The sequence below is a fragment of the Paenibacillus mucilaginosus 3016 genome (assembly GCF_000250655.1).
Classification (GTDB): Bacteria; Bacillota; Bacilli; order Paenibacillales; family NBRC-103111; genus Paenibacillus_G; species Paenibacillus_G mucilaginosus.
In genome coordinates this window covers 1,096,962-1,115,522 of the sequence record NC_016935.1, presented here as the reverse complement: position 1 = coordinate 1,115,522, position 18,561 = coordinate 1,096,962, and the positions used below count along the sequence as shown (strand labels likewise).

At 60.2% G+C, this 18,561-nt stretch carries 18 protein-coding genes; 2 read left to right on the top strand and 16 right to left on the bottom strand.

All coding sequences use genetic code 11. The features are described from left to right. Positions 1-344: 344 nt before the first annotated feature. Both PM3016_RS05025 and PM3016_RS05020 read right to left on the bottom strand, forming a co-directional pair. Entirely contained in the window at positions 345-3,905 is a 3,561-nt protein-coding gene (locus tag PM3016_RS05025; RefSeq protein ID WP_014368637.1) for an S-layer homology domain-containing protein, read from the bottom strand. A 285-nt stretch (positions 3,906-4,190) separates the two neighbouring features. Next, entirely contained in the window at positions 4,191-4,637 is a 447-nt protein-coding gene (locus PM3016_RS05020) for a GNAT family N-acetyltransferase (RefSeq protein ID WP_014368636.1), read from the bottom strand. A 369-nt stretch (positions 4,638-5,006) separates the two neighbouring features. On the opposite strand from PM3016_RS05020, the gene PM3016_RS05015 reads away from it, so the two are divergent. Then, positions 5,007-5,702, top strand: coding sequence for a hypothetical protein (locus PM3016_RS05015; protein ID WP_014368634.1), 696 nt, complete (start codon positions 5,007-5,009; stop codon positions 5,700-5,702). A gap of 244 nt (positions 5,703-5,946) precedes the next feature. Here the strand turns inward: PM3016_RS05015 and PM3016_RS05010 are convergent, their stop codons facing one another. The 9 genes from PM3016_RS05010 to PM3016_RS04970 all read right to left on the bottom strand — a co-directional run bounded on the left by PM3016_RS05010 (position 5,947) and on the right by PM3016_RS04970 (position 12,275). Then, a complete protein-coding gene (locus PM3016_RS05010; RefSeq protein ID WP_013917245.1) occupies positions 5,947-6,258 on the bottom strand; it encodes a hypothetical protein in 312 nt (103 codons plus the stop codon). A 226-nt stretch (positions 6,259-6,484) separates the two neighbouring features. After that, positions 6,485-7,183 (bottom strand): hypothetical protein, encoded by a 699-nt coding sequence (locus PM3016_RS05005; protein ID WP_014368632.1) that lies wholly within the window; start codon positions 7,181-7,183, stop codon positions 6,485-6,487. A gap of 237 nt (positions 7,184-7,420) precedes the next feature. Beyond that, positions 7,421-8,068, bottom strand: a complete 648-nt coding sequence (locus tag PM3016_RS05000; protein WP_013917243.1) for a response regulator — start codon at positions 8,066-8,068, stop codon at positions 7,421-7,423. Further along, entirely contained in the window at positions 8,049-9,125 is a 1,077-nt protein-coding gene (locus tag PM3016_RS04995; RefSeq protein WP_013917242.1) for a sensor histidine kinase, read from the bottom strand. The genes PM3016_RS05000 and PM3016_RS04995 overlap by 20 nt, the downstream gene beginning before the upstream one ends. Before the next feature lie 54 nt (positions 9,126-9,179). Beyond that, positions 9,180-9,845, bottom strand: coding sequence for a cell wall-active antibiotics response protein LiaF (gene liaF / locus PM3016_RS04990; protein WP_014368631.1), 666 nt, complete (start codon positions 9,843-9,845; stop codon positions 9,180-9,182). A gap of 169 nt (positions 9,846-10,014) precedes the next feature. Then, positions 10,015-10,713, bottom strand: a complete 699-nt coding sequence (locus tag PM3016_RS04985; RefSeq protein WP_013917240.1) for a PspA/IM30 family protein — start codon at positions 10,711-10,713, stop codon at positions 10,015-10,017. Between the two features lie 2 nt (positions 10,714-10,715). Continuing rightward, the gene (locus PM3016_RS04980) at positions 10,716-11,213 is read right to left on the bottom strand and encodes a PspC domain-containing protein (protein WP_014368630.1); all 498 of its coding nucleotides are present in this window, start codon (positions 11,211-11,213) and stop codon (positions 10,716-10,718) included. Beyond that, positions 11,210-11,890 (bottom strand): PspA/IM30 family protein, encoded by a 681-nt coding sequence (locus tag PM3016_RS04975; protein ID WP_013917238.1) that lies wholly within the window; start codon positions 11,888-11,890, stop codon positions 11,210-11,212. Before PM3016_RS04975 ends, PM3016_RS04980 begins: the two co-directional genes overlap by 4 nt. An 85-nt stretch (positions 11,891-11,975) precedes the next feature. Continuing rightward, on the bottom strand, positions 11,976-12,275 hold the full coding sequence (locus tag PM3016_RS04970; protein WP_014368629.1) for a LiaF transmembrane domain-containing protein: 300 nt from the start codon (positions 12,273-12,275) through the stop codon (positions 11,976-11,978). A gap of 856 nt (positions 12,276-13,131) precedes the next feature. Between PM3016_RS04970 and PM3016_RS04965 the strand changes: the two genes are divergently transcribed. After that, complete coding sequence (locus tag PM3016_RS04965) at positions 13,132-13,626, top strand: hypothetical protein (RefSeq protein WP_013917236.1); 495 nt, start codon at positions 13,132-13,134, stop codon at positions 13,624-13,626. Between the two features lie 54 nt (positions 13,627-13,680). Here PM3016_RS04965 and PM3016_RS04960 read toward each other — a convergent pair whose 3' ends face one another. The 5 genes from PM3016_RS04960 to PM3016_RS04940 all read right to left on the bottom strand — a co-directional run bounded on the left by PM3016_RS04960 (position 13,681) and on the right by PM3016_RS04940 (position 18,523). Continuing rightward, positions 13,681-14,472: a VOC family protein gene (locus PM3016_RS04960; protein ID WP_014368628.1), complete on the bottom strand. Its 792-nt coding sequence runs from the start codon at positions 14,470-14,472 to the stop codon at positions 13,681-13,683. Positions 14,473-14,666: 194 nt separating this feature from the next. Beyond that, a complete protein-coding gene (locus PM3016_RS04955) occupies positions 14,667-16,088 on the bottom strand; it encodes an extracellular solute-binding protein (RefSeq protein WP_014368627.1) in 1,422 nt (473 codons plus the stop codon). Positions 16,089-16,270: 182 nt separating this feature from the next. After that, on the bottom strand, positions 16,271-17,455 hold the full coding sequence (locus PM3016_RS04950; protein WP_014368626.1) for a GNAT family N-acetyltransferase: 1,185 nt from the start codon (positions 17,453-17,455) through the stop codon (positions 16,271-16,273). Between the two features lie 83 nt (positions 17,456-17,538). Further along, positions 17,539-17,949, bottom strand: coding sequence for an anti-sigma factor (locus PM3016_RS04945; RefSeq protein WP_014368625.1), 411 nt, complete (start codon positions 17,947-17,949; stop codon positions 17,539-17,541). Next, a complete protein-coding gene (locus PM3016_RS04940; protein ID WP_013917231.1) occupies positions 17,942-18,523 on the bottom strand; it encodes an RNA polymerase sigma factor in 582 nt (193 codons plus the stop codon). Before PM3016_RS04940 ends, PM3016_RS04945 begins: the two co-directional genes overlap by 8 nt. Positions 18,524-18,561: the final 38 nt, after the last annotated feature.

The following is an 18,561-nucleotide window of genomic DNA, read 5'->3' as shown; positions in this document are numbered from 1 at the left end:
CCGGACGGGGACCGGGAAGGACTGCCGCTCCGCTCCCCGAACAGGAGTTGGCCTGGCTGGCAGGCTCGGGCGTGAGTCGCCCTCCAGCCCGCTGGGCCGGCTTCAAGTACATCCGTTTGCCAACCTGCTGTACCTGCACCGACATGTTCCTTCACTCCGTAGCAATAAAAGAACTTCGATGCCTTATCGAGTTATTTACCGGTACTTTCCAGACCATAGAACTTCTCTCCGAAGCGCACGATCTGCTGCACCGCGAGTGTGCCATTACAAAGGGCTGTTCCCCTTACGGGAAACAGCCCTTTGTCGTGCGCCTTGCCGCCGCCGCAGGCTATTCCTGCGCCGGCTCAAAAATCCAGATGCTGCAGAAGCCGCTTGAGCATGGCCGTGGCCTGCGCCCGCGTCGTATTCGCCTGCGGCTGCAGCATCCGCTCGGACACGCCCTGCATGAAGCCCTGCTGCAGGGCGAAGGCTACCGCCTCCTGCGCCCACGGGGCCACCTTCGCCCCGTCGCGGAACCGGCTCAGCGCACCCGCGCTGCCGGCCCCCTGCGTGCCGCCGATCACCGGCGCTCCGCCTGCAGCGCCTCCGGCCGCGGCTTCGCCTTCGAAGCTCTCGTCCATGCCGGGCTGCATGCCCTCCTGCGGCACGGCTCCCGCATCCGCCCGGGCGGCCGTGCCTTCGCCGGATGCGAACCGGATCGCCCGCCGGAACAGGGCCGCCGCCTGCTCCCGGGTCACCTCGAGCATCGGACGGAACGTGCCGTCCTCGTACCCGTCAATGAGCCCCGCCTTGACCGCCTCGGCTACGGCTCCCGCATACCAGGCCTCCGGCCCGACGTCACGGAAGCCCGTATCGCCGCCGTTTGGCGCTGGCTGCTCGAGACCGATCGCCCGCACGAGCAGCACCGACAATTCGGCTCTCGTGATCGCCTGGTCCGGCGCGAAGCGCTGGTCGTCGAGCCCGGTGACGACGCCTTTGGCCGCGAGCTCCTCGATGTCCGCTTTCGCCCAGTGGGCCGCCGTATCCGCGAAGGACTTGGCGGCGGCCTTCACGGTGAAGATCCCGCCCTGCGGCGCCTTCACCGTCAGCGTCTGCCGCCCGTCCGGGGCGGTGCCGGTCTTCGCCGGCAGGTAGCCCCACCGGCCCGTCTGCGGATCGAGCCACATCGCGGATGGAATGCCGCCGGCTCCGGCCGCCGCCCCATCGAGCGTGACCGTCCGCTCGACATACTGGCCTTCGTAATCGGTCACCTCAACGCTTCCGCTCATCAGCTTCATCTCCACAGGATAAGGCAGAAGCAGGGTCGCCCCCTCTTCGGCTGCCAATTCCTGGGCGAGATTGCTGGCTTCATCCGTCCGGACACGGGTCACGACCGAGAGCTGCCCCGAGCCGTCTCCGCTTCCTGCGGCCTTCTGCAGCAGTGCGGAAGGCAGGCTGCCGGTGAACTCCGGCAGCTGAACCGCAACCCGGCTGCCCGGGGCTGCTGCACCGTTCAGGAAGGGGGCTGCCGGCATGTTCACGACGACCGAATCGCCGGCCCCGGAGGCCTGAATCACCACCGTGCCGGTCCCTACGCCGCTCAGCGCTTGAGCGAGTGCGGCCTCGTCTACCGTGCCTTTGCTCTGTACCACGCCGTCAGGCGTCGTCTCCGGCTGCATCACGGCCGTGACCGTCTGCTCCTGCCCGGCGGGAGCCGGTGTATACCCTGTGCCGGAGCCGGTACCGTAGTCATACTCCTCATAAGGCTGCTGCTGCAGGACGTTCCCCGTACCGGTTCCATCGGCAGTCACACCGCCCGGCGAAGCCGTAACACTCAGCTGCGTTGAGCGGTTTCCGGCAGCATCCGCCGCCTCGACAACGAAGGTATAATTTTGACCTGCGGTCAGCCCCGATACCGTATAGCTGCGCGTGTACGATGACAGGGATTGAATCTCGGTGCCATCCTTCAGCAGCTTATAGGCCGTGACGCCCACGTTATCGGAAGCTTCTCCCCAAGAGAGCGTCACCTCGGTATCTCCGGATTCCGCCGCCGTCAATTCGGCTCCGTAGTCCCAGGTCGGATCCTCCGTATCGGTTCCTCCGGTGACGGTGACATAGGCCGTTGCCGTAGTCCCGCCATAGGATGCCGTGATCGTTGCGCTTCCGGCCGCATGCCCCCGCACATACCCGCTGGTATCGGCTGTCGCCACCGACGGGTTCGAGCTCGTATAGCTCGCCGAGGAGGTCACTACCGTACTGTAATCATCATCATCGTAATAAGAACTGTTATTATAGGCCGTCAGCGAGAAATAGCTGCTGCCTCCCGCGTTGAGCGAGAAGGAGCTCGGGCTGAACGAAAGCGAAGAAACGCTGTTGTAGCTGGAACCGCTGACATACACCGATCCGTCATAGGTCAATCCGCCGTAGCTCACTGTGATGGTCGTCGTACCCGACGTGTTCCCGCCCTTGAGCACGCCTGATGAAGAGACGGTGGCGATCCGCGTCGAGCTGCTTGTGAAGGTCGCTTCGTCCGTGACGTCCTTCGAGGTGCCGTCCGCATAATAAGCGGTTACGGTCAGCGAATAGCTCTGCCCGCGGTACAGATTCGCCGGGACATCGACCGACAGCGAATCGAGCGTCGTGTGGGCATCCCCCACGGTTAGATCGGCGGTGGTGCTCTTCCCGCCGTAGCTGACCGTCAGGACGGTTTGGCCTTCCGTCAGGGCACGGAGTACACCTTTCGACGAGATGGAAGCGACGGCCGGATCCGAGCTCGTGAAGGTAACCCCGCTGCCGAGCTCCTCGGTCGAACCGTCCGAGTAGAAGGCCGTTACGGTGAGCTCCTGAACGTCGCCTACGGCGAGCTGGCCGGGGGCATCCACGCCGATCGACTGCAGCTCCCGCGCAGCTCCTGCCGTCAGCTCCACTTTGGTCGAGATGCCGCCATAAGAGACGGTGATCACCGCCTCCCCTTCCGTGCGGGCGGTTAATACGCCCTTCGAGGAGACGGATACGACCGAGGGGCGGGAGCTCGCGTACTTGACGCCTGTCGTTACCGCTTCCGACGTACCGTCATCGTACAGCGCCGTGACCTCCAGCTGGTGCGTCTCCCCTACGCCAAGGCGCTGCGGCGCGTTCGTCTCCAGCGCCTCCAGCTCCGTGGCCGCCCCTACGGTTACTTGGACTTTGGCCTTTTTGCCGCCGTAGGCCACCGTAATCGCCGCCTGCCCTTCGGCCTTGGCCTTCACCACACCGGCCGCCGTAACCGAGGCGGTCTTCGGCTTGCTCGAGGTGAACGTGGCGGAAGCCGTCACATCCTCCGTATGTCCGTCCGTATACACGGCCAGCACTTCCAGCCCATGGGAGTCCCCCTGCTGGAGCTCAAGCTCCGTTTCGTCCACCTCAATCGAGGCCAGCTCAGCCTCCGGCGGGGCGTCCGCAGCGGTGCCGTATACCTGGAACTCCGTGATGGCCCGCTTGCCCCCCGTACTTCCGGATGTCGTGATCCGGAAATACCGTGCGGTCACATTGCCGGCATCCACATAACCGGAACCCGCCGGCAGGGTCGTATTCTTCATCCGGCTCGCATAGGGATACCAGGTTTGGCTGTCGCTGGAGAACTCGATGAGATATTTATAAATGCCGCTCCGCTCCAGGTAAGCCGTCCGGACCTCCCTTACCTCGTAGCGCTGCCCCAGGTCCACCGTGAGCCAAGAGGGTGTCTGGCTGCCTCCCGGCGCCCAATACGTCCCCATATTCCCGTCGACAGCCCGGGCCGGACCGTACGTAGCCCCGGTCACGCTGCTCGCCGCAGCCTTCTTTCCTTGCGATACCGGCACTTCCGCAGAAGCGGAAGAAGTGAGTCCGATCGAACCCGCCATTCCCAATCCCAGCGTTAAGAGCAGCAGTGCCATCCACTGTTTCATCAACTCATCCCTCCAATTCCATAGGTGTAAGGTTATAACGGCTGCCGGGAAACTGCGGCTTATCCAAGCATGAAAAAGGCTGCAGAGGCTGCAATGATAACGCTTACTCTATTTTACCAGAATGTGGGATCCGTCAATAGGTACTCTGAACTTAATTTACAAAAAAATAACACACTCTCGAACCTTGTCGATCAGGGATTTTGCGTAAAAAAAGCCCCCGTTTCGCCACGGAGGCTTCTCGGGCAGACGCTTTTGCAGCGGTCCGGCAGGCCCTTCCTCCCGATTTTAGGCCAGCGGCTTGACCATCAGGTAGCAGCGGAGCCTGACATCGTAATAGACGGCTCCATAGCCAAGCCGGTGATAGAAACGCTGGGCATTCACGTTCGCTTCGTCCACCCACAGCTCCACCTCTCTGCAGCCGTGCATGGCAGCCGTCCGTTCGGCCTTCTCCATGAGACGCCGCCCGATCCCGTGCCCCTGATAGCTGCGGTGTACGGCAAGCAGGTCGACACGCAGCCGTTCTCTCTCCTTTGGCTTCAGGAGAATGAATCCGGCCGGCTTGCGCCCGGCTGCCGTATCCACGTAGGTGATGCCTCCGGCCAGCCTCTTGCGGATAAGCGCCGGCGTCAGGAGCAGCCCGGGCTTCGTCTGGCGCGCGTAAGGGGCGAGCAGTTCTTCGATCAGCCGGTAGATGGTGGTGTCGTCCTGGCGTGGAATTCGTTTGCGGATCATGGCGGTACCGCCCTTCCTGTTATAGCTTCACTCTTCATATCTTATGAAGAAAGGGGAGGAAGGTTGACGCCGCAGAGGAAGAGGGAGAAGACCGAGGGGGAAGCAGCGAAGAGGAACCGCGGTGAAGAGGTCATTTCATATATTTTTTGGCGACAAAAGACAAAAAAGCGAGGCTTACAGCCAGTACGGCGGCGATGACAATCAGGTGAACCCAATTCATCAGGGACACGAGCTCCTTCGGGTAAGGGATAATTGATAGACAATCATACGCTCATCTCCCCCGGGGTGTCAAGCGATCCGTCATTGCCTGACGGTGCCCCCCGGGAGTATAATAGAGACAAGAAATCACTCGAACGGAGGCCGGCAGATATGATTACAGCAGTGGGACAGGTTACAGGCATCTACCGGTCGCAGGCCCAGTGGCAGGAGGCGGAGGAACGCCGCCTGCTTCATATCGCCGATGCGGCTGCCGCACGGCGGAAACCGGTTCAGACACCGCCGCTTCGTTACACGTACGACCGTCAAGCCGAATCAGCGGCCAGGAAGATGGCGGACGTCTACAGCGCCGCAGAGGCACTCGGCAGCCTCCCGGAGGCAGCCTCGGCAGAACGCCGCCTGGCCGGCGGTGACGCGGCTGCGGTGCATCAGGAACTCACGGAGCTTGCCGGGCGCTATAACCGGCTCGCCTCCGCATTGGACCAGGCCGGCGGGATGATCCAGCCGGAGGTCCGTCTGGCGCTGCAGGAGTCCCTGCCCTCTTCGGCATGGACCGGGCTCGGCATCTCGCTGGGGGAAGACGGCGCGCTTGCCGTGGATGAATCCAAGCTGCAGCAGCTGCTGCAGGGGGACGGCGCCTCCCTGGCGAAGACCTTCCGGGCGGCGGAGACCGGCTTCACGGAAGCGGTACGGCGCCTTACCGAGGCACGGCCCGCCGAGCTGCTCGAACGCCGCAGCGGGCCTTACCGCCCGGACGCCGGCTCGGCGGTGGAGCGCCGGAAGCTGAACCCGTATGAGCAGGGGCTTCCCGTCTCCTTCACCGGACTGCTCCTCGATACCTTCGTCTGAACCGCCGCCCTGAACAAACGCGCATCGTCCTGATTAAGGGCGGTGCGCGTTTGTTTAGCATTTCAGATGACACAATCAAGCTAATGCAAGTTAGGCTTTCGGATATGCAAGGATCAACGGCACCGCCGTCCTTTGAGAGCGGTTCCCGTTGGTCATGGCAGCAGCTCCAGCCCATGTGATACCGGCTGGTCCAGACAGAAGCGCAGGTCTCCGCACACTCGTACGGGGCCCTGCGCTTCACTGCTTATTCCCCCCGATCCGGCTCCTTCGCCCCTGCAGCCGTCCGGCGCCCGAGCGCCTTCAGGGCATGCCGCATCGCCGCCGCCTTCACCCTCTTCTGCTGTTCCTCCGGCGCAGCCCTGTAGAACTCATCGCAGCCGTACAATTCCAGCAGCACCTCCTGGGCCGCCGCAAGCGCATCCTCTTCCCTTTGCAGCAGATAGAAGACCACCTGATAAGCATAGCCCTCATACCGCTTCAGCACTTCCGTTTTGGCTCCGAAGGTCCACCTCATCTCTGGCTGCTCCTTCTCTTTGATGACTGCCGCTCCCGTCATTCCCTGGTCCCCTCTCCTTGGCTGCCCGGGTTCCGCACTCCCCCGGCGGCCGCTGTATCCGCACTGATTTACGTCCTATAGATATAGACGACGCAGCCCCCTGCTGCCTCTCACCCCTTAAGAAAATTTTAAGAAAATAAGCAAAAAAGCAGGCGGCCCCCTGAGAGGTCCCCTGCTCTTCTTTATTCCGTTGAACTTTGCTTCTGCTGAACTTTCCTGCGCGGACTTACCCCCCGACCGCTGCTGTGTCAGCCATCAGGCCTGAATCCGCGGTGCTCCCGTGCTCTTTGGTCTTATCCTTGGTGCCGCCGGTCGTCTCTGTGGTGGTACCGGCCGTCAGACTGTCCGCACGGCCGTCCGCGGCCACAACTGCCGTACTCCCCGCTGCCGTCGCACTGCCGGCTGCCGCCGTCTCTTCTTTCGTCGTGACCGTCTGGGAAGCCGTAAGCTTCTGTTCCTCCTCTTTCAGCGCCGCCGTCTGCTTCTCATAGGCCTCGCGGGAGATTTCCATCCGGAATTGATGCAGCTTCGAGTCCCACACCATCTTGTCGTTCTGAACCTTCTGTTCGATCGCTTTGCTCAGCAGCTGTTTCAGGCCTTCCTTCGTCTGGTCCGCCGTGATGGCCATGCCCTCCGGCGTAAAGTTCGTGTAGAAGGATTTCAGCATATCGAGCTGCTGAAGCATCTTCTTCTTCTCTTCTTTGTCCGGATCGCTTTCCTTGCGCCGCTGCTCCTGCTCTTGGAGCTCCTTCGCTTCCTGCTTCTTCTTCTCTATCTCATCGAACGGCTCGACCGGCTTCATATCGCCGTATTCCGGCCCCTGGTTCTGCTGCGGGTAAGCGGGATATCCGTCGCCCGTCTGATATAAGTCGAACGCATTCTTCCTTGTATGTACGGCCGTTAGCGGAACGATTCCCAGTGCCATAATGTATCCTCTCCCGGTGACTGATCGTGATGTCTTCCTGCCTCTATTGTAATCGGTGGCCCCCTCAACACTCAACTGGAAAATAGATCTTAAGACCTATAAACACCCCTCTAAATCTTGGAATCATCGAAGATTTCTCTCTTACCGCCTGATCTTACCAAAAACAAAAAAACCACTGCTCAGCCTAAGCCGGCAGCGGTCTGCGTCCTTATTCCTTCTAACGGTCCCTCGTGGTCCCTACTCGACCAGGCCCTGCTTGAACGCATAGATGGCCGCCTGGGTCCGGTCCTCCACGCCCAGCTTGGCGAGAATGTTCGTCACATGGAATTTGACCGTCTTGACGCCGATGAACAGCTCGTCGGCCACGTCCTGGTTGGACTTGCCCGAGGCAATCAGCCGCAGCACTTCCATCTCGCGCTCGGTGAGCTCCTCATGCGGCATATGGGCCGGCTTCGGCTGGCGGAAGCGGTTCATGAGCTTCGAGGCCACCTGCGATTCGAGCACCGACTGTCCGTTCACCGCCGCCCGGATCGCCTGGGCAATCTCGGCCGCCCGTGAGGTTTTCAGCAGATAGCTGAACGCCCCCGCTTCAATGACCGGGTAGATCTTCTCGTCGTCGATGAAGCTGGTCAGTACGATGACCTTGCAGTCCGGATGCTGCTGCAGCAGCCGGCGCGTCGTCTCGATGCCGTCCATCCCGTCCATGACGAGATCCATCAGCACGACATCCGGCTTGTATTCCATCGCCAGCCGGATGCCTTCCTGTCCGCCGCTCGCTTCCCCCACCACTTCGATGCCGTCTTCCGTGCCGAGCACGGCTGCCAGTCCGATGCGAACCATCTCGTGGTCGTCCACAAGCAGCACCTTAATCGTCGTCTCCTCCATCCAGAGGCCCTCCTTCCGCTACGATCGGTATCCGTATTTCAATTCGTGTGCCCTTGCCGGGAGCCGTGATCAGGTTCATCGAGCCCCCGATTTCGTTCACCCGTTCCTTCATGGTCACGATCCCGTAAGAAGCCTGCTTCTTCATATCAAGGTCGAAGCCGACGCCGTCGTCACGAATCAACATACGAACCGCATCGGGAGAAGGTTTCACGAGCCGCACCTCCAGGCGTGACGCCTTGGAATGCCGCAGGGCGTTGGACATGGCTTCCTGCGCGATCCGGAAGAGATGGTCCTCGATCCCTTTCGGCAGCCGGATGTCCTCTGAGAGCTCCCAGTCCATCTGGATCGGCACCTTGGACGCCAGCTCCTGCATGAGCTCAATAATGCCTTCGGAGAGCCGCTTGCCTTCGAGATGGACGGGCCGCAGATGCAGCAGAAGCGCCCGCATCTCCGACTGCGCCACCGAAGCCATCTCCTCGATGAGGTAGATCTGCCGCTGGGCCTTGTCGAAGTCCTTGTCCAGGGTGCGCAGGGCCGCCGTCGCGGTCATGGAGATCGCGAAGAGCTGCTGGGACACCGCATCGTGCAGCTCGCGGGCCAGCCGCTGCCGCTCCTCGACGATCGCCGAGTACTTGGCCTTCTGCGCCAGCTGGGCATTGTTGCTCGACAGCCGCTGCAGGGAGGAGACCTGCTCCTCCCACTTCTTCGTGATGGCGTTGAGCTGCTCGCCGAGGCGGCCGATCTCATCCTCGCCGAGCGGCGGGACGGACCGGCTCAGGTTGCCCTTCTCGAGCGAGATCATCACCTCGCGCAGCGTCTCGAGCCGGTGCTTCATCCGGGAGCTGTACCAGAGGCCGTAGGAGCCGCCGATGAACACCGCCACAGCAATCATGGAGAGGGAGATCAGGATGCCCTCCCTCCACGTCTCAAACGGCCTCAAGTAACCGCCCGATTGAAGGAAGTAGATCAGGACGGCAAACAAAACAAGGCTGAGTCCGATCGACTCCGCCATGCTCCGCCAAATCATGTTGACCAGCCTTTTGCCTTGTCCGTCCATTGCGTTTCTCCTTACAGCGTATTGGCCTTCCGTACTCTACCGGATATATCTATGTTATAAGACCGGATCTAGACGATTTTTTATATCAATGTCCGCTACAATATATGAAATTTCAAGCTTCAGCTGCCTCTCGGCCGTCCAATAGTTCGGCGACTGCCAGACCATCTTGTTCAGCACGCCGGCTTCCTTGTCATACCCCACGCTCGTTTGGCCGAAGAGCACGGAAGCCGTCACGGTGACCCCCATATCCTCGGGAACGATGAGATCGATGTCGGCAATGACCCCCTGCAGGACGATCGTCGTCTCTTTCTGCTCGGTAATCGCGTAGCTGAAGTCCATCTGAAGCTCCCCCAGCACGTTCCAGATCGACATGTTGCGGAGAATCCAGGGCTCCCGGCCCCAGCGGATGCTCTCAATGAGACTCTGTTTCCGCACGTGGCGGTCATCCTTGTGGACTTTGCGCATTTTATTATAGAAGAATCCGAGCGAGATCAGGATGACGGCCGCAATGAGAGGCAGATTCCCCCCCAGGAGCAGCAGCCCGCCGATCAGCAGCAGCAGGTAGCCTTTGCGCTCCGCGCCCGAACGGATCTTGTGAACCCCCATAAGAAGAAGAAAGAGGGCCAGGACGGTGAAAAAACTGAGATGATTGTCCGCGAGCAGGAATAACCCCGCGCCGATGAGCATCAGCGCCATGTTGCGGTTTCTTTTGCGGTACATCCGTGCCGCCCCCTTTCGTGGATTCTGGATGCCAAGCGATGGCAGGTTCCGCTATTCCGCCAAAAGCCACGGCGCACGTTCCGCCATGGCTTTGACCTTTCATAGCATATCATAACGGGCTGGCCGCTCCAAGCCTGTTTTTACCACTCGTTCCCTGAGCCGGTACTCCTTATTGGCCCTGCTCCGAAGTCAGCTTTTCTTTAAGCTGTGCGAGCTGATCGTCGATCTTTTGCTGCTTGGCTGCGTCGGCCGCCGGAGCCGCCGTGAACACCGAGCTTGTATAGCCTGCGCCGACATAAGGCTTGCGGGCGATTTCGGCTTCCACCTCGAGCGACATGATCTTCTCTTCCATGCGGCGGAAGCCCTTGACGGCACTGCCGCCTTCAATCACGTTGCTGGCCGTCACTTCGGCCATCTGCTTCTTCGCCTTGGCCAGCTGGGCACGGGATACGAGCTCGCTGCGCTTATTGCGCATCTGGTAGTACGCATCCTTCATCTCATGCAGCTGCTGTACCAGCTCGGCGGCCTGGGCTTTCGCGCTTTCGTAGAGGTCCGTGTACTCCGTTACTTTGCCTTCGTGGTGGAGCTTCTGCTCCAGTGCCTGACGTGCTGCGGCTTCCTGGCCGGCCTTCAGCGCTTCCTTGGCGCCGGCTTCCGCTTGGGCCGACAGACGGACCGACTCTTCCAGGCGTTCCTTGAGCTTGCGCTCCGATGCGATCTGGCGGGCTACGGTAACTTCCGCCGTCGCAATCTCTTCTTCCATATCGCGGAGGTACTGGTTCAGCATGATGATCGGATCCTCGACCTTGTCGAGCAGCTCGTGCAGCGAAGCCTTCGTCATATCCTTGATTCTAGAAAAAACACCCATGATTACACATCTCCCTTAGTTTGGTTTTGTTGTTTTTCGTACATCGCCACTTTGGAGCGCAGCTCCTCCAGCTCTTTCCACATGGCCTTCTTCTCGATATCCTTCATCATGTCGTCCAGGTCACTCGCCTGCGGGCCCTGCTGTCCGGCCGCCTGGGCATATTCTGCCTCCTGATGCGCACCCCAGCCGTATTTCTGTGCCTTGCGGTAGTGCTTCTCGGCGCGCCGCCAGTCCTTCCAGGAGTGATAGGAGCCGTGCCCCGGTCCAAGACCGTGTCCCTGCGGACCGCCGTACCCTACGCCGAAGCCGCCGTTCCATGGCTCGTTCGGAATAACCAGTGTCGCAATAAAGTAAAGGGGGATCACCGCTCCGCCCGTAAATACCGTGGTTACTACCAGAGTCAACCGAAGCAGGGTAGGATCCACATTCATTACTTCGCCAAGCCCGCCGCAGAGACCGGTAATCTTGCGGTCCGTGCGGGATCGGAATAATCTCGTCATCGACGGTTCCATCCTTCCTCTTGTAGTTTGCTGCGCAGCTTCGCCAGCTCCTGCTCCACCGCGGAGCCTGCCGCGCTGGAAGCCGCGTTCCACGCGTCTCTTACCTGTCCGCGGACCTCCCGGAGGGTGCGTGCGGTCAGCTCCATGTCGCTGACCCGCTCCTCGAGCCGGTCGAACATCCGCGGGCTCACGCCGCCGCCCATCGAACGCAGCCGTTCGTTCATCCGCTGCTGCAGCCGTACGCTCTCGAGCCGGGCGATATAGTAGCTGCGCTTCGATGCCACTTCATCGAAATCGGCCTTGAACTGCTGCAGCTGCGCTTCGAGCTCCACGATCCCGTGCTTGCTCTGTTCGTACAGCGCTTTGTACTGCGCCGCTTTCTCCTCCTGCTGCATCTTCTCCTGCAGGGCCATACGTGCTACCTCTTCTTCGCCGGCCTTCAGGGCCAGCAGCGCCTGACCTTCGCGCCGCTCCTTGAGCTGCTCCGCCGACATGTACTGCTGACGGAGGGAGGAAGCGTGCGAGAGGCACTGCTGCAGGAGCCGCTCCGACTCGCGGATTTGCTCGGACTGGGAAGCCAGGTATTTGTCGATCAGGCGAACCGGATCTTCCGACTGTTCCAGCATTTCGTTAAAATGGGCGACGGTCAGGTCACGGAATCGTTTGCCAAGACTCATTCTTGTTCAACCACCTTTGTTTGGAATAGCCGCCGGGCCGGAAGCCGGGCTGCTTCGGTTACTGTGCATGGGCTCTGGTAGAAGACTAGCACGCCGATTTGCCGCGGAGCAGGGAGAATCCGTAGCAGATCAGCCCCACCGCGATCAGGATCGCGAACACGCCGGACATCTTGCCGAGGAGCACCCCGCCGCCGATCAGGATCAGTGCGGCACCGATAAACGTTCTGCCGTTCTTCATCCCAACGAAGCCGAGGCCGACGAGGGCCGCCGGAAAGAGGAAGCTCATTACGTGATGTCCGATGTGCAGTCCCATCCTGCTTGCAAGGATCATGGCGCCGAATCCGATGAAGAGAAGCGCGAGACCCGTATGCCGGTTCATTCTCATGTAAGCATTCACCGCCTTTCGCATTTCATTGTCGCTTGCTTATGTCCTTATTCTAGGTTAAACCGGGCTCTGCCAAAACGGACCTGCGGCGGTTTTTGGAACTGGACCTAAGTCCAGTCCCCTGCCCGGCCCAGGTGCAGAGGCACCCCGGACCGGGCGGCGGAAGGAGTGGAAACTCCACGCTCGGGTGTAGTGGGCGCTCGGGTGTATTGTTTCTCGTTCCGTTGGGCGCTCAGGTGTATTGTTTCTCGTTCCGTTGTGCTTCGCACAAAGGTCACTTTCGAAACAATACACCCTCGCTGGCTAAATTAAGGAGCTTCTGTGCGGGCGTTCCGCTGCGCCTACGAGTAAACAATGTCAACCCTCACTGATGAGTATCGCCCGGCTAGACGCGTTCTGCTGTGCTTCGCACAAAGGTCACTTTCGAAACAATACACCTTCGCTGGCTAAATTAAGGAGCTGCTGTGCGGGCGTTCCGCTGCGCCTACGAGTAAACAATGCCAACCCTCGCTGATGAGTATCGCCCGGCTAGACACGTTCCGCTGTGCTTCGCACAAAAGGCCAAGTTCGAAACAACACACTGTTGTTGGGTACCTGCTGTAAGGGCAAACCATACAACCTTGCTTGCTAACGCGAACCCGGCTCCCCGTCCTTGGCCGCGTTGCCTTGGGCGGAAATGGCGTTTTGACGTTCGGGCATACTATGTTTGCGTTTCGCTGCGCTTCGCATTAAGGTCACCACTTCAAAACACTGCAGCCTCACTCAACAGCTCAAACCAAGCTGTGCCGCTGGGGTTCGCCTGCGCACACCGCTGACAAGCGCGCACCAGATTAACCGGATGAAAGGAGCTTCATACATGCCAAACCTCCTGTTCCGTACGGCTGTCCTTGCGGCGGTGGCTGCCGCCGTCTTCCTGTCGGCCGCTCTGCCAAGCTCCCCGCCCTTGGCCAGGGCCGCCTCGATCAGGGACGGGGCCTTCGTGCCTCCCGTCCAGATTTATGCTCCCGCCTTGGACCAGGTGGTACGGACGCTTCCGAACACACGGGACATCCGCAGGAGCGCTGAGACATGGCTGGCCGCGGCCGGAGGGCTCTCCCCCCGTCTGCGGATCCAGGAGGAGAGCCGCCTCGTCCTCCGGATTCCGATGCATCCGCCGCTGCCCGTCTCCAAGGCCGGGCTGATCTTCCACTGCAGGGAGCTCTTCCTTCTGGTACCCCTTCCGGAGATAAAAGAAAATCCCCAGCTGCTGGCCTTCAGCACTGGGGATGGAACGTATATCTTCGAATGTACATGGGAGACGCTGCGCCCTTTTTGGAAACAATACGGACTCGAGGACCTCTCCTATCATTAAAAGGCAAACATCTCCCTGCCCGCCCGCAAAAAGCGTCCGCTGATCTCCATAGCATCAGCGGCTCTGCGAGATCGTGAGAATATTGCCATCTCCGTCGCGGAGATTGAAGAAGGAAACGCGGGAGTGGCGGGAGATCCCGAAGACCGCTTCGAATTCGAGCTCCTGCGCTCTCCGGTAGGCCGCGTCGATGTCACGGGTCTCCAGCTTGAACAGCGCGCCTCCCCTCCCCGCTCCTGCAGAGCTCAGCTCGCCGCTGCTGTCGAGGATCAGGTCGGTGCCGTTTTCCAGCCGGAAGATGTGCAGGTGCTCCTGCCGGTCCTCGGTGCGCACCTCGACGCCGAGCAGCCGGCCGTACTGGTCAGCGGAACGCTCCAGGTCCCGCACCCAGAGGATCACCGAATCGATCCGGCTCTCGACCGGCGAAGTCACGGCATCCTGCCCGCCCTTGGAGCCTTCGATGCCGCCGAACGCCAGCCCGTAGCCGTCACCGTCACGGACCACAAATTCCTTCCAGGGTCCGCCGTCCGGATAAATTACCGGCTCGCCGCTGAAGACGGCGCCCCTGCTCCGGAATTCCTCATACAGGGAATCCAGCGCCTCCCAGCTATCCACGTAGGCATAGACGTCATAGGCCTGCGTATCTCCCGCCTGGGGCGGATTCGGTCGCACGGCCGACGGGTCCGGTGCCTGAAGCAGCTTCAGCGCCAGTCCTCCGAGTCCGTCCCGCTCCGCCCACCAGTCGGTCACCTGAAATCCCAGTACTTCCCGGTAGTAAGCCTTGGACCGCTCCACATCTGACACCATCAGCACGGTAAGCGAGCTGCCGATTTGTTTCCTTTCCGCCATCCCTCTGCATCCCCTCTCGAATACAATATACAAACATATATTCGCATTTCATTCTCCATTTCCTGCCTGTTTCGCTAAGGATCAGTAAATATTTTGGGGGTTGGCGGTGAGATCAACGCCCAGGCCGTCCTTTTAAGGACAATGCGCACAAAAAAGAAGGCCGTCCCCTCCCGGAGATCGGCCGTCACTATATGCTACCCTGCCGGCTTCGAAGCCGCTTCCTGCTGCTCCTTCGCCGCCTCTTCCTGCTTTGTCCTCGTCAGCGCTTCCTGGAGCCCGTTCTGCATGGCCGCAAGCGCCTCATCGGCCGTTTTTTTGCCGTCTACCACCGCCCCAACCTCTTGTCCGCCGATCCTGGAGAATTCGGAGTAGAACGACATGGGAACGGCTGCAGCCTCCGTCGCCTGCTCGGTCACCTTCTCGCTCACCCCGAGCTTATAGAAGGGCTCTAGGCTCCGTCCGTCCTTGTCCTTGACATAGGCGGTCCGGGACAGCAGTCTTCCCTCATCCATCTTGCTCTTGACCCTTGCCATTTCCTCGGAGTTGATGTACTTGACGAACTCCCAGGCCGCTCTGGCATTGGGGGAATCGGAACGTACGGAGAACACTTCGGAGATTGAGAGGGCATTCGATGTCCCCGGGTTTTGCGGATCGACCGGAACCGTGACAATGTCCCAGTTGACGGGCTCTTTGTCCTTGCGGATGTCCTTGGCCCGCTCCAGCTCGCTGATCAGATAGGTTCCCTCGACGGTCATCGCGATTCGGCCGGAGACGAACGGATTGCGCTCCAGCATCTCTTCCCTGCTGACGCCTTTACTGAAGTCGATCTGCGGCCCCTTGGCCGGGTCATACAGCGCACCGGATTGGATGCCGTCCACGGCAAGCTGCAGGGCCTGCTTCCAGCCCTCCGTCTGCAGGGTAACCTTCTCGCGTTTCGGATCCAGATAGGACAGCCCTTGGGTATGCCCGATCATCGTAAAATACCGGAAGCCCATCGGATCGTCGCCACCTCCCATAAACGAGTTATTCTCTCCATACCCGTATACCCGTTCCTCACTCTGTCCATCCGTCGGGAACCTTTTGGCCAGCTCCAACACCTCGGCCCAGCTCATCCCATCCTTGGGGAGAGGCACGCCATGCTTTTCGAACAAACCTTTATTGTAGAACAGAGCGCTGCTGTAGAAGGACGGGCTGAGTCCGTACAGCTTGCCTCCCCCCTGCGCGCGAAGCGTCTCGGTTACGGCGGGCAGCATATTCTCGATGTCGAACTTGTCCGCTTGAATGACGTCATCCAAGGGGAGCAGCTTCCCTTCTCCCGCCCACTTGACGAAGGCATTCGGTGATTCGAAATACAGCACATCCGGCTTTTCCGCCTCGACCAGCTCCTCGAACGCCTTCACCGGATCTTTATCCCGCCCGTATATGCTCTGCGTGGAGACGACCTCGATATCCACATTCGGATATTTGGCCATGAACAGCGCCCCATACTGCTGGAACAAGCTGCTTTTTTCATAATACATGACCTTGATCACCGCTTTTTCGTCTTTGCCGAGCGGCTTCAGTGCCCCTGCTCCTTCTTTCCCCTGCCCCAGCGTGCATCCGGACAGCATCAGCATGCCGGCCAGAGCTCCACAGAAGACTGCTTTGCTCCCTCTCACAAACGATCACCCATTCTATCCTTATTTTACATATTATGTAATACTAAACGATAGAGCAGGCTGGAATGTTCCAGGCAAATGGAAAAAACTCCGACTCGCCCACTTGAGCGAATCGGAGTCTTTCGATGGGATCAACTGATCTAGAAAAAGTCCGCCAGATAGGTTGTCCGTGCAGGAACGAGCCGCTCCAGCATCCCCAGTCCCTGCAGCGTACCCTGCAGCCGCCCGATATCCTGGAGGAACGACGGACGCTGATATCCGGTGAGCAGTGCGGTCAAGGTTTGGATGCTGCAGGATACGCTCGGCAGATCGCTCACCTGAAGCGGTTCTGCGGCTACACGGGCTGTGCCGGATTCATCCACGGTGACCGTGAATACCCCGTTGTTCCAATCGGCATGCTCATCCTGAATCTCCAGCAGGAAGGCCGCTTCCGCCCCGGAGACGAACGGGTATTTCTCGATAAAGGACTTCACATCCACAATTCTCGCCATGAAATAAGGGATGGTTTCCTGCTTGATCCGCGGATCGTCCAGCAGGAACGGCAGCCGGTCATCATTCGGCACCCGGATCACCAGCTTGTCGATCATGGAATCATGGTCCGCCAGGAACCTCCACAAGGCCAGGCGGGCCTCCCGTTTCAGGTGCACAAGCTCATGTACCGTACAGACACGGTCCTTCACCTGGTAATGCACGTACCCCGCCGCCTCGCCGTCCGCCCCGTAGTACACGGCGGTCGTTCCTTTTTTGCGCTCCAGAATCCGGTTCTTCCACCAGGATTCCGTTCTCTTCAGCATCCCGTTATAACACTGGGCATAGGTCTCGTACAGGCTGTCGAGCAGAGCGATGTCGGGCTCTCCCCGTACGACTCTCCCCCCCTGCGGCTCAAACCTGGGCAGCTGCCCCACGGCGATCTCATACTGTTTGTACTCCGCATAAGTTTCCCAGCCGTAGCGGCGGTAGAAGGCGAATTGGAACGGGTGCAGGAAGGATACCGTCTGCCCCTGCTCCCTCATGACGGAGAGCGCGTTGCACAGCAGCTTGGACACAAGGCCGCCCCTGCGGTATTCCGGCCAGGTCGCCACACCGGCAATGCCGCCCATGGCATACACCTTGCCCTGAATCCAGGTTTCCAGGTTCAGCACCGTCATCCGCGCCGCCAGCTTATCTTCCACGTAAGCGCCCCACTGCTCTTCCGGCACCATCTGGGCCAGGCGCTCCTCGCGCTCCTCCGGTGTCAACGGATATTGAAAAGCGAACGACGAGAGATCCAGACTCTCGTTCCAATCTTCTCTTCCCATGCGTCGTATGTTTATGTTCCCGCTCATGGTTATCATCCTTTCCCAAGGGTAGTGAGCCGGAGCTCCCGCAGCGGGGAAACTCCGGCGCTTCCTGCGGCTTCGGCAGCCGCCTAGCTCTTGAGCCCGGCCATCATCACCATCGCGCCCCGGGGCTGCTCCCCGTGCGCGTCCGGCTCCAGTGTAATGGCAACCATGTCATAATCCTGCGGCTGGAAGGTGTAGGAGATGGAGCCCTTGCCGTCATGCGGATAGAACGTGCCGGCATTGACCTTCTGCTCCCCTTTGATCAGCCAGACCTGGAAGGCCTGCTCCTTCTGCACCGCCGGCAGGTTCTCCGCCGTCACGATGAGATGGGTGCCCTTATCGTCGATGACGATCGAGGCGAGACCCTTGGACACCAGCTGCTCCGCCGCCGGCTGGAGCTGCACCATCTTCTCCATCTTTGCCGCCTCCGGCGTCAGGGCATCCAATACGTAGAGCTCGACCCCTTCGCAGCATGCTTCTTCCTGGTGGTTAGTCATGGCCGATCTCCCTCCTTCCTATATGCGACAGCCGCTGCTGAAGCTGCTTCAGCGCCAGCCGGACCCGGCTTTTGACCGTGCCCAGCGGGATCGCGTAGCGTTCCGACACTTCCTGCTGCGTGTAGCCTTGGTAATAGATCCACTCCAGCACCTGCTTCTGGTCCTGGTTCAGCACCTGCAGCGCGGCCTGGATTTCCTCCCCGACCCACCGGCTCTCCACTTCGCCTTCGGTATCGGCACGGTCATCCGCCACGAAAGCGAGCGCCTCCGGCTCCGCCGGCTGCTGCGGGCTTCGCCGCCGTTTTTTGCGCAGGGCATCGATGGTAATATTGCGGGTCAGCGTGAACATCCACGTCGTCAGCTTCCCTTGGCCGCTGTCATATCTCGCTGCCGCATTCCAGATGCGCAGGAACAGCTCCTGCACGACCTCCTCGGCCATCATCGGATCCTGAACCATCCGGTAGGCAAACGCGTATACAGCCTTCTCATATCGGTCATACAGCATCGTCAGCGCTTCTTCATCCCTGGCCGTTATGCGCTCGATCAGCTCCTGATCGGTTAAAGTTCCGTACATGAAGGCCCCCCTTTCTCCCTGCTCCCCCTGCTATGTAA